A 16,150-nucleotide genomic window follows, 5' to 3' on the forward strand; every position below is an offset into this window, starting at 1 on the left:
GCATATGGCTGAAAAATTCTTAATGCCGAAGCTTTCGCCTACCATGGAGGAGGGGCAGATCGCTCGCTGGGTAAAGAAAGAAGGCGAAGCCTTTGAAGCGAACGAAACGCTTGCCGAGGTAGATACGGATAAGGCGACAATGGAAATGACCGCCCTTTCGGGCGGGACGCTCCTCAAGATCCTTAAACAGGCTGGCGACTCGGCGGCTCTTGGCGAAGCGATCGCGATCATCGGCAACAAGGGAGAAGACATCGCCAGCTTGATGTCTGAGGTTTCGTCAAACGGTTCTGCGAAATCCGCTCCCGCTGAACATCCCGTTGAAGAAGAGCAGCCTGAGCAGCCAAGACCGGAAACTGCGGTTCGATCGAATGTGGGAGATAAAGGCAGATCGGCTCCGCCAAACGGCCGCATGATCGTTTCCCCCATAGCCGCACGGATGGCGGCTGACAACGGCGTCGACCTACGAAGCATCACCGGCTCCGGCCCGAACGGCCGCATCATCAAGCGTGACATCGAAGAAGCTCTCGCTGGCGGCGGAACCGCAAAACCGACCGCGGTGAAAGCATTCACACCCTCAACGATCGTCGGAGCATCGGCATATCACGATGAACCGGCCTCTAAAATGAGGCAAGTGATCGCGTCGCGTCTGGCCGAATCGATCGGCCCGGTCCCGACGTTCTATCTCACGGTCGAGATCGAAATGGACAATGTGCTTGCGACACGGAAGCAGATAAATGCCAATCTCGATGACGACTCGAAGATCAGCGTCAATGACATAATAATCAAGGCTGCCGCAATGGCATTGTTGAAGCATCAGTGGGTAAACGCATCGTACCAGGACAAAGCGGTGAGGTTTTACGAACAGGCCGACATCGGCGTCGCAGTTGCGATCGACGAGGGACTTATCACACCGGTCGTTCGAGGGGCCAACCTTAAGGGCCTTGCCGAGATCTCGGCAGAGGTCCGCGACCTTGCTGCTAAGGCACGTGCCAAAAAGCTTCAACCTGAGGAGTATACGGGAGCGACCTTCTCGATCAGCAACCTCGGAATGATGGGCATAAAAGAGTTCACAGCCATCATCAATCCGCCCGAAGCCGCGATCATCGCCGTCGGTGGAGCAAATCCGACACCTGTCGTTCGCGACGGCCAGATCGTGGTTCGCACAGTTATGAACGTCACAATGTCCTGTGATCACCGAATTGTAGACGGAGCGACGGGCGCAAAATTCCTGCAGACCTTCAAGCAGATGCTTGAGAGTCCGGCGATGATGCTGCTTTGATCTTTCGGTCTAGGACTTTGGTTTTTTTTCAATAGCTTCTGCCCGTTTCTTATCGGCATCAGCTTTTCTTTTATCCCCTAATTGCTCATACGCGGCGGCCCGATTCCCGTAGGTGATCGGGTTATTCGGGTTCAACCTTATCGATGTTGTGCAATCCTCGATCGCCTTCCGGTAATCGCCTTGTCTCAAATAGATCAAACCGCGGTTTGTGAAAGCGTCGGCGTTCTTAGGCGCAAGATCGATCACTTTGTTATAGTCCGCCAGGGCCTTCTCGTACTCTTCGATATCGATGAAGACCGCACCTCGTGAAAAATAGCCGTCAGGATCATTGGGTTCGAGTTCGATATATTTCGAAAGATCAAGGATCGCTTGTTCGTAGTCGCCTCGGTCGGATCTGATCACACCTCGAGAATAGTAGGGACCGGAGACTGCCGGATCTATCTCGATCGCCCGCGTATATTCCTTTTCTGCCTGTTCGGCATTGCCCTTTTCTACGTATGCCGACCCGCGGCTGTCAAGAATCTCTGCGTTTGTCGGATCGAGTGCGATAGCACGGTCATAATCGGCGATAGCTTTGTCGATTTCCCCTGTCTTCAAAAACGCATAACCGCGGTTGTGCAGCGCATATGCATTGTCAGGCCGAATCTTCAGAGCCGCGTCGAAATCGTTGATCGCAAGCTGGTATCGCTCGGCGGCCGAATAGGCCCTTCCGCGATCGACCAGGTGCTGCGGTTCGGTCGGTTCCAACAAGACGGCATTTGAAAGGTCTTTGATCGCCGATTGAAACGAGCCCATCTCGATGTAGACATCGCCGCGTCGGGCATAACCCAATGCATCTTTTGGCCGCATCGAAATATACCTGGAATAATCCTTGATCGAAAGTGGAAACTGCTTGCTGTTGAAATAAGCAGCACCTCGGTTGAAGAAATAGTCGGGCTGCTTTGGGTTTATTGCGATAGCCTTGTCGTAATCCGCTATTGCCTCATCATACTTTTCTTGTGCTGAATACGTGTTGCCTCGATTGTTGTATGCGTCGGCATCCTTCGGATCTAATTCGATAGCACGTGAAAAGTCGGCGATAGCTTCATCGTATTTTTCTGCCTCGTGATACGAAGCACCTCTGTTTATCAATACATCAGCGTCATCCGGATGAAACTGCAACGCCTTCGTGTAATTTGCTATCTGGCAATCGGTGTCGTCGGCTTCACAGTTTTCGGACTTCGCGGAGTAATCGTCGCAGAGACGCAGCCTTATCGCATTCAGGAGTTCATCGGAGGCACCATTTTCAAGAAGTGTTCTTTCGATCGCCGGACTGATCTCGAATCCGATCCCGCGATCCTGCAGCTGTTTGATCAGGATCTTGTTCGTGGTCGCCGCCCCGGTACGGCTCGCCTCGAGCGTTGCGACGATCTCATCAAGCTTGAGCGGAGACTGAGCAGTCGGGTCCTGAGCGTTGATATTTGCGGCGACCACTAGAAATAGCAGTGAGGCTGGAACAATTTTCATGCGAATCCTCAAATCGAACTTCTGAGAGCGTACAGGAATCATCCAGCCGCGTTCGGCACGATCGGATTTACGTTATTTTAGCACCGGAAAAACTTTGCGGGAAGCAAATTATCTTCATCCCAAGGTCTGCTATCATTGAACTTTTGGCAATGGTCACCGACGACTCAGAATCGACGCAGAAAACGGCGGCCGTCGCGCCGCACATCGCTTTGCTCAGCGTTCAGGCTTTCTTTGGGACGCTGCCTGTGATCGGAAAGATCGTCCTTGCGGTTATTCCAAGTGTTGCGGTCGTCGGGTTTCGCGTCGGGATCACAGCCGTCGTTTTGTATGCATTTCAACGGACACGTGGCAGCCTTAAGCTCGCGGATCGAAAGGACTACAGCAGACTCGCCATACTTAGTATTTTCGGTGTTACGCTAAATCAGCTTTTGTTTGTCGGTGGACTTTCGCTGACCAAAGCGGCGAATACATCGCTTCTTGCCGTCACGATCCCGATCTTTGCGATAGCTATCGGGGCCTATCTGGGAACCGAGCGGATGCGGATCCGAAAGATCGCCGGAATTCTGATCGCCGCGGCGGGTGTGATATTTTTGATCGACCCGCGTTCGGCCTCATTCTCTTCACAAACCACCCTTGGCGATGTGATGATCATTCTAAACTCGTTCTCGTACGGGGTCTATGTTGTCCGGTCAAAGGACGTGGTCACTCGCAACGGCGCTCTGCGGTCGATCGTTTGGATATTTATTTTCGCGAGCACGATCTGTGTGCCGCTCGGAGTCATCTCGCTTTCATCCATCGATATTGCAGCCGTTCCGGGTCATGTTTGGTGGCTTGTGATCTACATAGCCATCGTTGCGACGGCCGCCCCTTATCTTCTGAACGCCTGGGCACTCGCAAGGGTCAATCCGTCGACCGTTGTGGTATATATTTATCTTCAGCCGCTTATCGGTTTCGTTTCGGCCGTCGTGTTTTTGAATGAGAGGGTCGACCTCAAGTTCGCGGCGGCCGCAATGTTGGTTTTCGCTGGAGTCTATCTGACGACAAAAAGACGAAAACAACCCGATGCGGCAACTCAGATCTGACCGGACTTCTTTCAGCTTTTCTTATAGTTCGGGCAGAGAGGTCGAACCGAAAAGGTCGTCCTGAAACGAACATCTGCCTTTAATTTGAAACTCCGGCGATCCCGGGACGTAAAAAGATCAGCCAATACGTCGATGCCGACACATATAAAACAACACTCTGATCCTGAGTCCGGAAGAACGGTCTTTCGAGTCGACGGCGAGATGCTTATCGACGATGCCCTTTTGTTAGAACGGCTTATCGCCGAAAGTCTGAACGAATCGGGTAAAACGGTCGAGATCGATCTTGCCGACCTTGATTTCCTCGATAGCGAGGCAGCATCAGTTCTACGCCGCATTGCCGACGATGATAGGGTGACGATCACAGGCGTTGAGTTCTTTCTGCAATCAGCCATCGATTCGGCCGAACGCTCTCGATCCTGACCGACCTGACATTTCCATCAAAAACCTTTAAATTGTAACGAATGAAAGTTCGTGAAATTGCGGAATTCCTTGGGCTGGACCTTGTCGGTAATGGAGACGCCGAAGTCGTCTCGGTCGCTGATCTTGCGATCGCCGGCCCGCGGCAACTGGCGTTTTTCGAGGGTTCCGATTCGGCTATCGAAACAGATGCGTCGTGCCTGATAGTTCCGACGAGCTTTCTATCCCAGGCCGGACAGAAAATGCATATGCCCGATCGCGCGCTTATCGCGGCTCCGTCGCCAAAGCTCGCATTTTCGCGGGTAGCCGCGATCCTCCATCCGAAGCCTGAGTTATTGTGCGGCATTCATCCCGGAGCCTGGATCGACGACACAGCCCGTCTCGCGGATACGGTCTCGGTCGGTATGCATGCGTCGATAGGAAAGGGTTCTAGGGTCGGAGCAAGAACTCAGATCCTTCCCGGTGTCCGTATCGGCGACGACGTCAGCATCGGCGAGGACTGTGTCCTCCATCCGAATACTGTCATTGAGAGCGGCTGTTCGATCGGAGACCGTGTAGTGCTTCAAGCGGGCGTCATTATCGGAGCTGACGGTTTCGGATACGTCAAAGAACCGAACGGCGAATATATCAAGTTTCCGCAGATCGGAACCGTCGTTATCGAAGAAAATGTCGAGATCGGAGCGAACAGCTGTGTTGACCGCGGTGCCCTCGGCGAGACACGTATTGGTGCCGGCACAAAGATCGACAATCTCGTACAGGTCGGCCACAACGTCAATATTGGCAGACGGTGTGTAATAGCCGCACAGACAGGCATCTCAGGCAGCGTCGTGATCGAAGACGACTGTGTGATCGGCGGCCAGGTCGGATTTGGCGATCATGTGCGGGTGCAAAGCGGAGCGGTAATTGGTTCACAGGCCGGGATCCTTCCCGGTAAGATCGTACGACCAGGCGTCTGGTGGGGTACGCCGATTCAGCCGCTTGATGAATACAAGCGGCAAAATGCTCACGTAAAAGGCCTTGAGCGATTGAAAAAAGAGGTCGCTGATATTAAGAAACGTCTGCCTTAACCTATCAAATTAAGAATCGCGGCTGCCGCACGCTTTGATGCGCCGCCTTGCCCAAGTTTGTCCGCAGCGACCTTAAGTTGCTTGCGGATGCGCGAATTAGTCTCGGGTTCAAGTATTCGAGAGAGTTCATCGGCGAGTGTTCCTGGCGAAAAATCGTCTTGTATCAGTTCGCTAGCGATGCGGTCTCCCCCTATCAGGTTTATGAGACCGAAATGCTCGACATCGATCAGCGGCCTCAATAATCTATAATTCAGAACGGAAGTCTTATAAACGATCGCCATCGGAGTGCCAATGATACCGGTCTCGAGGGTGGCGGTCCCGCTCGTAACGGCGGCGGCATCCGCGGCGAACAATGCATCATAGGTCTCGGCCGAAACTACTTTGATTTTCTCAGTTAGGATACGGTCACCTTCTGATATTTTGGCTCGCGCCGCTTCGAACTCGTTACGGTGCCGCTCGGCAGCAAATGCTACGATGAACTGAATCTCACGGTCCTTTCGCATCAGGACCGCAGCCGCCCGGAGCATTTCCGGAAGTATCCGGACGATCTCTTTGTGACGGCTGCCAGGCAGCATCGTAATGATACGCGCTTCCGGGTCGAGCCCATGTCTGCGGCAAAATGATTCTTTCGTGCTGTCAGGATGCACTTCGCTCGCAACAGGGTTTCCAACATATTCCACGTGGTGGATACCGCGTTCGGCATACCAGTCCTTTTCAAAGGGCAAGATCGCAAGAAGCAGGTCGATGTACTTTCGCACCGAGCGCATTCGATACTGGCGCCAGGCCCATATTTGTGGCGAAATATAATACACGATCTTATAGCCTTTGTTTTTCAATGCTCTCGCGAGTTTCAAATTGAAATCCGGAAAATCGACAAGTACCACGACATCCGGTTGCCTTTCGCTCGCCGCCCGCTTCAACCTCCGGAACGCACTAATGAACATTGGCAGAGCTCGCCCGATCTCGATCAAGCCGACGATGGAAAGTTCATCTGCCCGAACGACCGGTTCCACCCCTGCATCTCGCATCTTCGGGCCAGCCGAGCCAAAAAATCTGAACTCAGTATTGGGGTCGAGTTCGCGGATCGCCGAACAAAGTTTCGCTGCATGCGAATCGCCGGATGCCTCGCCTGCAACGATCATGATTGTCTTTTTGAGTTCGGCCATTGTTTGCTGAATGCGGTGGAAATCTATGTTATCTGATTGCGGTGAAATGTGAAATGACAACCAATTGGCACGATAAGCGCATCAAATGGAACGATTTCAGAACGTCGGCTCCTAATTTCATCGGTCACATGCTTGCAGAACCGGACATTAGTCTTTAAAATGCAATGTTTTGTGTCTGTTTGGAATTTCGGGGTCGTATATTGTATTCGCTTTTATAAATTGCGGTTGGAGGAGTCTGTGAAGATTCGCGTTCTTTTAGGTATTTTCAGCCTTTCTTTGTTTGCCTTTTATTCTGTCGTGTCCGGACAGATAGACTCGATCATAGGTCAGGTCACCAATTCAGCCTCTGAGGCATACGCAGGCGGTGTCAGCGGTGACGGCCGTTTTGTCGTCTTCGAGTCTCGCGGGAATTTAGCGACGGTGAATCCAAGGAATGCCGATGGCAATCCGGAGATATTTCTCTTCGATTATGCCCAACGGCGCATCTTTCAGATAACCGATACGAAAAGCGTACTTTTCGACCCGTTCAGGGCCGCAACCTTTGACAACGTCCGTGTTGAGATCGTTAACACCCGGCCTGTTATAAGCAACGACGGGCGGTGGATAGCATTCAGTTCCAACGCTACGTCGTCGACACCAGCGGCACCGAACGCAACGAATCCAAGTAACTTTAACGGGAACGATTATACCGTTCCTGCTCCGACCCCGACTCCAACCCCGACGCCGACGCCGAACCCTGCTCCGTCGCCAACCCCGACACCAACGCCGGCACCGAACCCGTTAGCTAGCGACGGCAATCTCGAGATGTGGCTTTATCAGGTCCCGACATTTGCTTCTGCCGATTTGACCACGGGTGATGAATTGCCATTGACCGATCTCGCCGGCGGTACTTTTATCGCGGTCACGAACACCGATGCGAGCCGTTTTCCGGTCGCCGGAACCTCGACCACCGGTCCGTTCATTGCCGATGACAACCACGATGCCAGCATCAGCGATGACGGCAACGTGATCGCATTTGTCTCGACACGCGATCTGGTTGCCGGAGGAAACCCGTTTCCTAATGCGGACAATGACGAGATCTTTGTATTTGTGAGAAACGGTGGCGGTAAGCTTGGCGGCGGATCCACGCGGCAGGTCACGCAAACTGAACGTGGTCCGATATCCGATCCTATTTACAACAAGAATCCTACGATCTCCGGCGATGGTTCGCGCGTGGTCTTTGCAAGCACGGGCGACAATCCGATCATCGGGATGACCGGCGGCAATAATCCTTCAACCAGCCGAAATGAGGAGATATTTTTCAGCGACCTGGACTCAAGCGGTGCTCCTACTGGTACACGCCGGCAGGTAACGACGACAACACCGACAAATCCGGGCGATCCGGTCAACATTCTCGACCTCGGCCGCCGAATGAGCCGCGATGGCCGTTATATCGCATTTGATTCTTACGCCGACCTTGCCAACGAGCATACGGGTACGAACCAGACCGCGTTCGCATTGTTCTTATACGACACGGTCGCAAGCACATTCAGGCGTGTCGGCCCTCGGAGCAATGCGGATGCTGCCGCTTTTGGAGGCGACGTTGCCCGATATCCGGGCTTCTCTGACAATGACGTAAATGGAACTCCATCGACGTTCATCGTGCAGACAAGGATGAACATCAAGCCTGACGGAACGATACCGACCAATGAAGACGATGGCCTGAATCCGGACGAGTTTCGGCCCGTTCAGCTTTACTCTTATCCGCTCAATACGCCGCCCGCCAGTGCGACCTTCAAGCGGCTGACCAAACTTCCGATATCGAATACATTTCTTGCCTCGACTCGTGCGTTGACGACCGATTCGTCTCGCCGTATCGCTTTCAGCCTTGCCCTGACCGAGGTCGGCACAGGGAATTTCGACGGAAACGCTGAGGTGTATTACCTTTATCACCCGGTCGCGGTCAACCAGACGGTCGCTTCATTTAATTTCGCTACTGGTGCCACACGTATCCCGGTTTCGCCGACGGCCGTGCCGACGCCTAGTCCGACTCCTACGCCGAGTCCGACTCCGACACCGACACCGACGCCGACACCGAGTCCGACACCGACCCCTAGCCCGACCCCGAGTCCTACACCGGTAACGCCACCGGCGGTTCTGGGTATCGCACCTGGAATGCTGGCGGTCATGAATTACAGTGCAGGCACGAATCAGCCTGTTATCGCTCGTACGGCGGTCGGCTCCCTCGAACGAAGTTTCGAACTGCCGATCGAGCTGAGCGGGTTTACAATGTCGATAAATGGGGTCGCTTGCGGATTGAAGTCGGTGAGCCGACATCAGGTGATCTTCGTTGTGCCGTATGGTATCAGCAGCGAGGCTGCCGGAACCGAATACCCGCTCGTTGTAAATAACAATGGTACGGTTTTCAAAGGGAACGTAACGATCGTGCCGACGCGGCCGGATATCTTTTCGACCGAGGTCGGGCCGGGCGGCAGGGCTGACGTTAGAAACGTCACCAACAGGGTTCATACGACCGAGCCATTCACTGTTACGACCGTCCGGATCCGCGGTGGAAAACGTGTGCCAACGGTCTTTCGTGTACGATTGACCGGCGTGGCGAATACCTCGTCCGCAGTGATCAATCTTCGCATCGGAAGTCTTGTCGTTGTTGGCGGTACGATATTGACCGGTGGAATCCTTGTCGAACCCGGTGTTCAAACTATTGACTTCACTGTTCCCGGCGGACTCAACGGCTCCGGCGACCAGCCGATCACTGTCGAAGTCAATGTCGGGGGACAGATCTTTTCGTCCAGGCTGGCAGATACCGCCCCGAGATTGAATTTCCTTTGATGATGGGAAGAGATTTACGGAGGGGCGGGCTGAGCTCGCCCTTTTTCGTTTTTAGATTCGATCTCGTTATGATGTTATAAATAATGCTGATGTTTGCGCGTGATCAACTGATGTATTATCCTTGTACCATCAAGTACTTCTCGCGTCCAAAACTTAGAAATTCATACAAATTATTCATTTCTAGCCCATATCAGATGTTCGCGCGGGAAAATAAAGGAAGAAGATATTTATATGGCAGGTAACGATGTAGCAACGATGAAGATCGCTCCGAAAGTATGGAAGAACGGAGAATTGATCGATTGGGACGACGCACGGATACACGTAATGTCACATGTGGTCCATTATGGTTCGAGCGTTTTCGAAGGCATGCGATGCTACAACACTACGAAGGGATCCGCGGTATTTCGATTGACCGAGCACATGCAGAGATTGATAAATTCGGCCAAGATATACCGAATGGATTCGAAGTACACTCGTCAGGAACTTTGCGATGCGACGATCGATCTTATTCGTGACAGTGAACTTGATTCCTGCTACCTCCGTCCTTTGATCTTCCGTGGACTCGACGAACAAAAGCCGTCGTTTGGCGTAAATCCGCTCCCGAATCCGATCGAAACATGGATCGCAGGTTGGCAGTGGGGCAAATACCTCGGCGAAGAAGCGCTCGAAAACGGCATCGACGTCTGCGTATCGAGCTGGACGAGGATCACGTCGAATTCCCTGCCCACAATGGCGAAGGCCGGCGCGAATTATATGAATTCGCAGCTCATCAAAATGGAAGCGTTGCTCGGCGGTTTCTCAGAGGGCATTGCGCTTGACGACCGAGGGATGGTATCAGAAGGATCGGGCGAGAATTTGTTCATCGTCAACGGCGGCAAGCTGATCACACCGCCGCTAGGTGCTTCGATCCTTCCAGGGATCACTCGTGATTCGGTCATCCAGATCGCTCGCGAGATGGGCATCGAGGTTGTCGAAACTACCATACAGCGTGCGGCTCTCTATCTTGCCGATGAACTTTTCTTCACGGGAACCGCGGCCGAGATAACCCCGATCCGTTCGGTTGACCGTATCACCGTCGGCTCGGGCCGTTGCGGCGAGATCACAAAACGCCTGCAGGATGAATTTTTCAAGATCATCCTGGCCGAAAGGCCGGCTCCGTTTGGTGCACAATGGTTGACGTTCGTGAATGACGCCGGTGAAAAAAAAACGGCATCAGTATGAGTAACGTCTGACGTCGGCGACAAACTCTGGATTTGACCCTGTTCTGTTTGTGGTATTCACTATCAGAACAGGGTTTGTCTTTTTATGAGTGACGCATCAAGATCATCCGGTCCGTCGATCGTTCTTGAATTCGTGGTCTTAGTTTGCGGTGCAGTTGTGATGGCGTATGAGATCATAGGATCACGCATCGTCGCCCCTTATATCGGAACCTCGACCTATGTTTGGACGAGCCTGATCGGTGTCATCCTTGCATCGTTAAGCCTCGGTTACTGGCTCGGCGGCAAGACTGCCGATGAGCGTCCCGATGTAAAGGTTCTCGCCTCGGCAATCTTCGTTGCCGGCGGTTTGGTCTCACTGACCATTCTGATTCGCGATCTTGTATTGTCATTCATCTCTTCGGCACCGGCGATTCTCGAACTAAAGGCCGTTCTTGCGTCATTGATACTCTTTGCTCCCGCGAGCGTAGCACTTGGATTCGTCATACCTTATGCGACCAAGCTTCGGATCGCAACGCTCGATGACGCTGGCAAGACCGTTGGCCGGCTATATGCGCTTTCAACCATCGGCAGCATTGTCGGGACATTTGCGGCCGGTTTCTTACTGATACCCTTTGTAGGAAGCACACGGTCGCTTTACATTATCGCCGGTTCCTTGTTCCTTCTTTCCCTTCTGTTGGCCACGTTCGCATTCAATCGAATCGCAATGATCTCGCTTCTGCTTTTCGCAGCGGGAGTTGTGGGCAGCGAGTTAACTTCGGCATATCTTAAAAAGGCATTCGACTTGCAGGAGTTTGATACGGAGTATAGCCATGTCCGGGTTTTTACGTCCAAACAGCCAAAAACTGAAAGGCCGATGCGAGTACTTTCCACTGACCCGTATTCGATACAATCAGCGATCTATTTCGATACGGATGACCTGGCTTTGACATACACGAGGTATTACCACCTCGTCAGGCATTACAGGCCAGGCCACCGAAATACGCTTATGATCGGTGGTGCGGGATATTCATTCCCGAAGGAACATTTGCGGGTCTACCCTGAAGCGAAAATCGCGGTTGTGGAGATCGATCCAGGTATGACCCAGATCGCGCGGCGCTACTTCAATCTGGTCGATCATCCGATGCTGTCGATCATACACGAGGACGGCCGGACGTTCCTGAATCGGGCACGATCGTCCACTTTCGAGGTCGTGATGGTCGATGCGTTTGGTTCGCTGTTTTCCATTCCGTACCATCTGACAACCGTAGAGGCTGTGCGAGAGATACATCGAATACTGGACGACGACGGTGTCGTGATCATGAACTTGGGTTCAGCATTGAGCGGTGATGCCGCAATGTTCTTTCAGGCGGAACTTGCCACGTACAGATCGGTTTTTGCATCGGTTGATGTTTATAGGGTCGATGCCGGTGCTGCCGATTCCAGCCTTCAGAATCTGATGCTGGTCGGTCGAAAACGAATAGAGACCGCAGGTGTCGTGTTGGATGATCCGGTCCTCGAGGAACTACTTGCTGGTCGATACGAACCTGGCCCACCGAATTCATCCCTCGTCCTGACTGATGACCTGGCTCCGATCGAATATTTCAGTTCGGTCGCCCACGCTTTGGCCTCGGATGCCAGTACCAGGTGAGGCTCACCTTAATCCCTGACCGAATTGCTCGGTACCGAAACTCCCGATCCCATTCAATCTGAAGCTGAATACGATCCTATTCTCGTTTCGAGCACCAACATTGAAGGTGTAATACTGAACTGCAACCGCACAGCAATTACCGGCGTAACCCAAGGTATACAGAGAGCTTATTAACGGTGATAGACGTGTTGCCCGGCGGTTTTCAAAATCGAAAAAGACCGATGCCCCGCCATAAAGGCCCTTATCGCGATTCCCTACAAACACCGATGGGCTCCATTGCGAACCTCGCAGTGTCCCCGGTTCTTTTCCGTTTCGATCGGCGAATTGAGCGAGTGATGGAACAAGGTCAATGGCCCTCGTGTAATAGAACGTCTGGAAAAACTTCAGCAGTGGCGTATCGTAGCCGACCGTGGCCGATACGGTCCGCAAGGCGTCGCCCGATGTACTGACGTCCGCCCTGGCGTTGACAAAAATCGTTCGCCTCGGCCGGTAGGTCATATCAACGCTGAGAGGTGAAAATCTTCTCGGCACCCCGCCAAAGGTGTAGAAGCTCAAAGCGGTGATCGGAGCGATCTGATTTCGCTGGCCGGGAACCAACGCATCACCGAAGGTCTTGTCGAAAAAGTACTTTCCGCGTATCGCGAGGCTAAATATCTCGTACGGCTGAGTAGATAGCGGTTTGTCTGCCGTGCTTGCAGCGTCTCGCAGCTTCAACTGAGCATCGCTTGTAACAGCTTCTGCGTACTTACGTGTGTATACCCGGTTGATCAGACCAATTTCGATCTCGTTAGTGTCGCTGATGGTGTCCAAATGGTCGAACCTGATGATCCGGTTAAAATTGTCGACGCCCTTAATGTAACGATACGTGGCGTAAGGTTCGATCACATGACGAAAGCGAAACGCTCCGCCTTTGCCGTAGAAATTGCGGGCGAGTGCAACGGGTCTGATATCAAATTCGAATTCGCCGTACTTTCTTATCACATCGCGTCCTACAACCTGGCGCATGTCGTTGAACGAGTTCGAATAGTAGGTGACCCGCATCGAGCCGGTAGCCGTAAAATTTATATACTTAGTACTGATCGGAAGCGTCACCTGCGGGTAGACGTCGAACCGCTGGCCGATCGCGGGTGAGACTACGGGGTCGCCCCCTGTCGCCTTTTGATATTGGCCGAGATCATCGACCTCTTCACGCCGTGAGACGCCCTCAACGCTCGTCTTGAACGAAAAATAGACCGGTTTGAGGAACGAAAGCATCGACGGTCGCTTCTCGAAATTGACGCTCGGAAGATTACGGGTCTTGACCCTGACGTTCGGGATCGATATGACCTGAGACCTTGCCAGCAGGTTCATCGTATAGTTGCTCCAGCTCTTGTTTACAAAAGCCTGCGAAACTTCGATCGGCGAAATTATCTGTTGAACGCCATCTGAAAAGACCTGCCGAAACGCGAGATTCGATGTAAGCCTGACATCGACAGCTGCGGTAAAGCCATTTGGGAAATACTGAACCCCTTCGGCATACAGGATCGTTCCGCCCTGATCGGGATATTGCTCACTGGCCGATTTGCCGAAAATGCGGTCCTTTACGGCATAGAAACCAAAATTGAGATACGAACGCGAATTCGCACGCGTGCGGACATCAAGGCCGTACCCGACCCCGCGTGAGGTATATACATCGGTCCTTATCGTTACGTCGGCAGATCGCCCAAGCGTCAAATAATACGCTCCGGAAAGACGAAGGCCTTTGTTCCGGGAATAACCGATCGTCGGCGTCAGAAATCCGCTCGCCCGGTCGCGTTCCTTTATCGGGATCGACGCAAATGGCACGGGAACGATCGGAATATCGCTCAGCCGAAATTTCGCGTTTTTCAGTTTTACGCGATCGTTGACCTTTATCCGGGCCTCGTCGGCCGTGAATGACCATTTTGGAACGGCTTCGTCGCAGGCGGTGAACTTGCCTTTTGTAACGACGACCTCGGTCAAGGAAACACGCTCGACGCGATCTGCCGTAAAATACAATACCGTCCCGTCATTCGTCTGATTGGTAAAGCCGGTCGAATCCTCAAACACACCCAGTTTGGTCTTCAGATTCCAGATCGCTTTCGCACCGGTGATACGCTGATCATCGCCCTGATCGAATATAACGCTTCCTTCGGCGTCCAACTTGTCTTCAGCTTCGTAAAGCGTTATCTTCTCGGCCTGCATCCGGTAAATGCCATATCGTACGTCGACGTTCCCGATATATGTGATAATGCGTTTCCCTTCCTCGCCTTCGACCGTCTGCCGCTCTGAATACACGACCACCTCGCCGTCTCCGCCCTCCGGAGCGACCGTCGGCTTTTTAGGCTTGGGTGCTGAAATATCCTGAGCAGCGGAAACCGGATTTATGTTCGGTGTATCAGTTATCGGGTTGGTGACTTGCCTTTCGACGGGATTCGGCTGCTGAGCGATCCCGATATTGATGAACAGGAGGATCACTAGCGGGAAAAGATGGAAGGTCTTGTAAAAACGCATTTAGGATCGCCGTTGATAATCACCGATGCTATCACGAAACCAAACAAACAATAAAGCTTGTGCTAGACTAAAAAATACCTATTGTTTCAGTTCATTTATGGCGGGACAAAACATTCTTATAGTTGAGGATGAGGAATTGATGCGTTCGATCCTCAGACGCCTATTGGAGGCCGAAGGATTTGCCGTATTGACCGCCGATAGTGCCGAAACCGCATTGCGGATATTCTCTTCCGCAGAGGTCTCTGTGACACTTTCAGACATCAAGATGGCGGGAATGGATGGTATTGAGCTGCTCGACCAGATCAAGACGATCGACCGCGATGCCCTTGTTATAATCATGACAGCCTTTTCGTCAGTTGATTCGGCGATCGCGGCTCTCAGGAAAGGTGCCTACGATTACATTACCAAGCCGTTCGTCAACGACGATCTGGTCAAGACGGTTCGCAACGCTATCGCCCAACACGACCTGTTTAGGGAGAACCGGGCATTGCGGCGTGAGTTGAATCGGGAATCCAAATTCGATGAGATGATCGGCAAAAGCACCGGCCTTAAAGGCGTCACGGAGCTTATCGAAAAGATAGCTGACACGAACACGACCGTATTGATCCAGGGTGAAAGCGGCACCGGGAAAGAACTCGTCGCTCGTGCACTCCATTTCAACAGCCGCCGAGCGGGCCATCCCTTTCTCGCAGTCAATTGCGGGGCGATACCCGAAGATCTTCTCGAAAGCGAACTTTTCGGCCACTCAAAAGGAGCGTTCACTGGTGCGGTCAACGACAAGGCCGGGCTCTTTCGTGCTGCATCGGGCGGAACCGTATTTCTCGACGAGATCGCCGAACTTCCCTTGGCATTGCAATCGAAACTGCTGCGAGCGATACAGGAACGCGAGGTGACGCCGGTCGGCACCTCGACACCGGTCAAGTTTGATGCAAGGATCGTCGCCGCGACCAATCGCGACCTCGAAAAGGAGGTAAATGACGGCAGGTTTCGCGAAGATCTCTTCTACAGGCTCAACGTGGTCGAGATCGATCTGCCTTCGCTTCGCGAACGAACCGAAGACATCCCGCTGCTTGTACGCTATTTTTCCGGGCGAACGGCTCGAGGTCAGAATCTGCCCGAAAAACCGATCACGATCCCGGCAATGGAGGCCCTAACGGCCTACGCGTGGCCGGGGAATATTCGTGAACTCGAAAATGCGGTCGAGCGGGCCTTCATCCTTAGCGGTGATGAGATCACGGTCGCTGATCTTCCAAAGAAAGTGGTTTCTGATACATTCAAGCAGGTACGGCAAGATGTTGAGATGCGGTCACTTGAGGACGTCGAGCGTGATTACGTTGCTGAGGTAATGACAGCGTTTGACAATGATAAGGTTCGAGCGGCGAGGGTCCTTGGTATCGATCTTTCTACGCTTTACCGGAAGCTCAAACGTTACGACGAGATCTGAAG

Annotated in this window: 11 protein-coding genes; 8 read left to right on the plus strand and 3 right to left on the minus strand. The window is 52.8% G+C overall.

Annotated elements, in window-relative coordinates; genetic code table 11:
• Window positions 1–4: 4 nt before the first annotated feature.
• A complete protein-coding gene (locus IPM28_00200) occupies window positions 5–1,279 on the plus strand; it encodes a pyruvate dehydrogenase complex dihydrolipoamide acetyltransferase (GenBank protein MBK9171417.1) in 1,275 nt (424 codons plus the stop codon).
• Between the two features lie 9 nt (window positions 1,280–1,288).
• On the opposite strand, the gene IPM28_00205 is transcribed toward IPM28_00200, so the two are convergent.
• The gene (locus tag IPM28_00205; GenBank protein ID MBK9171418.1) at window positions 1,289–2,785 is read right to left on the minus strand and encodes a tetratricopeptide repeat protein; all 1,497 of its coding nucleotides are present in this window, start codon (window positions 2,783–2,785) and stop codon (window positions 1,289–1,291) included.
• A 149-nt stretch (window positions 2,786–2,934) separates the two neighbouring features.
• Here IPM28_00205 and IPM28_00210 point away from each other — a divergent pair, with 149 nt between their 5' ends.
• From IPM28_00210 to lpxD, 3 genes are all read left to right on the plus strand, one after another.
• Complete coding sequence (locus IPM28_00210; GenBank protein MBK9171419.1) at window positions 2,935–3,867, plus strand: DMT family transporter; 933 nt, start codon at window positions 2,935–2,937, stop codon at window positions 3,865–3,867.
• Between the two features lie 132 nt (window positions 3,868–3,999).
• Window positions 4,000–4,287 carry an STAS domain-containing protein gene (locus IPM28_00215; protein MBK9171420.1) on the plus strand — a complete coding sequence of 96 codons (288 nt, stop codon included), beginning with the start codon at window positions 4,000–4,002 and terminating at the stop codon, window positions 4,285–4,287.
• A 41-nt stretch (window positions 4,288–4,328) separates the two neighbouring features.
• Window positions 4,329–5,351, plus strand: coding sequence for a UDP-3-O-(3-hydroxymyristoyl)glucosamine N-acyltransferase (gene lpxD, locus IPM28_00220; protein ID MBK9171421.1), 1,023 nt, complete (start codon window positions 4,329–4,331; stop codon window positions 5,349–5,351).
• On the opposite strand, the gene lpxB is transcribed toward lpxD, so the two are convergent.
• Window positions 5,348–6,517 (minus strand): lipid-A-disaccharide synthase, encoded by a 1,170-nt coding sequence (lpxB, locus tag IPM28_00225; GenBank protein ID MBK9171422.1) that lies wholly within the window; start codon window positions 6,515–6,517, stop codon window positions 5,348–5,350. The two genes, lpxD and lpxB, sit on opposite strands and share 4 nt — an antisense overlap.
• Before the next feature lie 237 nt (window positions 6,518–6,754).
• Between lpxB and IPM28_00230 the strand changes: the two genes are divergently transcribed.
• From IPM28_00230 to IPM28_00240, 3 genes are all read left to right on the plus strand, one after another.
• Entirely contained in the window at window positions 6,755–9,346 is a 2,592-nt protein-coding gene (locus IPM28_00230) for a PD40 domain-containing protein (protein ID MBK9171423.1), read from the plus strand.
• Window positions 9,347–9,601: 255 nt separating this feature from the next.
• Window positions 9,602–10,567 (plus strand): branched-chain amino acid transaminase, encoded by a 966-nt coding sequence (locus IPM28_00235; GenBank protein MBK9171424.1) that lies wholly within the window; start codon window positions 9,602–9,604, stop codon window positions 10,565–10,567.
• 84 nt (window positions 10,568–10,651) lie between these two features.
• Complete coding sequence (locus tag IPM28_00240; protein MBK9171425.1) at window positions 10,652–12,193, plus strand: fused MFS/spermidine synthase; 1,542 nt, start codon at window positions 10,652–10,654, stop codon at window positions 12,191–12,193.
• 3 nt (window positions 12,194–12,196) lie between these two features.
• Here the strand turns inward: IPM28_00240 and IPM28_00245 are convergent, their stop codons facing one another.
• A complete protein-coding gene (locus IPM28_00245) occupies window positions 12,197–14,704 on the minus strand; it encodes an LPS-assembly protein LptD (GenBank protein ID MBK9171426.1) in 2,508 nt (835 codons plus the stop codon).
• A gap of 97 nt (window positions 14,705–14,801) precedes the next feature.
• Here IPM28_00245 and IPM28_00250 point away from each other — a divergent pair, with 97 nt between their 5' ends.
• Complete coding sequence (locus tag IPM28_00250; GenBank protein ID MBK9171427.1) at window positions 14,802–16,148, plus strand: sigma-54-dependent Fis family transcriptional regulator; 1,347 nt, start codon at window positions 14,802–14,804, stop codon at window positions 16,146–16,148.
• Window positions 16,149–16,150: the final 2 nt, after the last annotated feature.

This window comes from Chloracidobacterium sp., assembly GCA_016716305.1.
Lineage (GTDB): Bacteria > Acidobacteriota > Blastocatellia > Pyrinomonadales > Pyrinomonadaceae > OLB17.

Bases quoted from the DNA above. Each gene is read 5' to 3' on its own strand.
- IPM28_00200 (MBK9171417.1), top strand. From the start codon at position 5: ATGGCTGAAAAATTCTTAATGCCGAAGCTTTCGCCTACCATGGAGGAG.
- IPM28_00205 (MBK9171418.1), bottom strand. From the start codon at position 2,785: ATGAAAATTGTTCCAGCCTCACTGCTATTTCTAGTGGTCGCCGCAAAT.
- IPM28_00210 (MBK9171419.1), top strand. From the start codon at position 2,935: ATGGTCACCGACGACTCAGAATCGACGCAGAAAACGGCGGCCGTCGCG.
- IPM28_00215 (MBK9171420.1), top strand. From the start codon at position 4,000: ATGCCGACACATATAAAACAACACTCTGATCCTGAGTCCGGAAGAACG.
- lpxD (MBK9171421.1), top strand. From the start codon at position 4,329: ATGAAAGTTCGTGAAATTGCGGAATTCCTTGGGCTGGACCTTGTCGGT.
- lpxB (MBK9171422.1), bottom strand. From the start codon at position 6,517: ATGGCCGAACTCAAAAAGACAATCATGATCGTTGCAGGCGAGGCATCC.
- IPM28_00235 (MBK9171424.1), top strand. From the start codon at position 9,602: ATGAAGATCGCTCCGAAAGTATGGAAGAACGGAGAATTGATCGATTGG.
- IPM28_00240 (MBK9171425.1), top strand. From the start codon at position 10,652: ATGAGTGACGCATCAAGATCATCCGGTCCGTCGATCGTTCTTGAATTC.
- IPM28_00245 (MBK9171426.1), bottom strand. From the start codon at position 14,704: ATGCGTTTTTACAAGACCTTCCATCTTTTCCCGCTAGTGATCCTCCTG.
- IPM28_00250 (MBK9171427.1), top strand. From the start codon at position 14,802: ATGGCGGGACAAAACATTCTTATAGTTGAGGATGAGGAATTGATGCGT.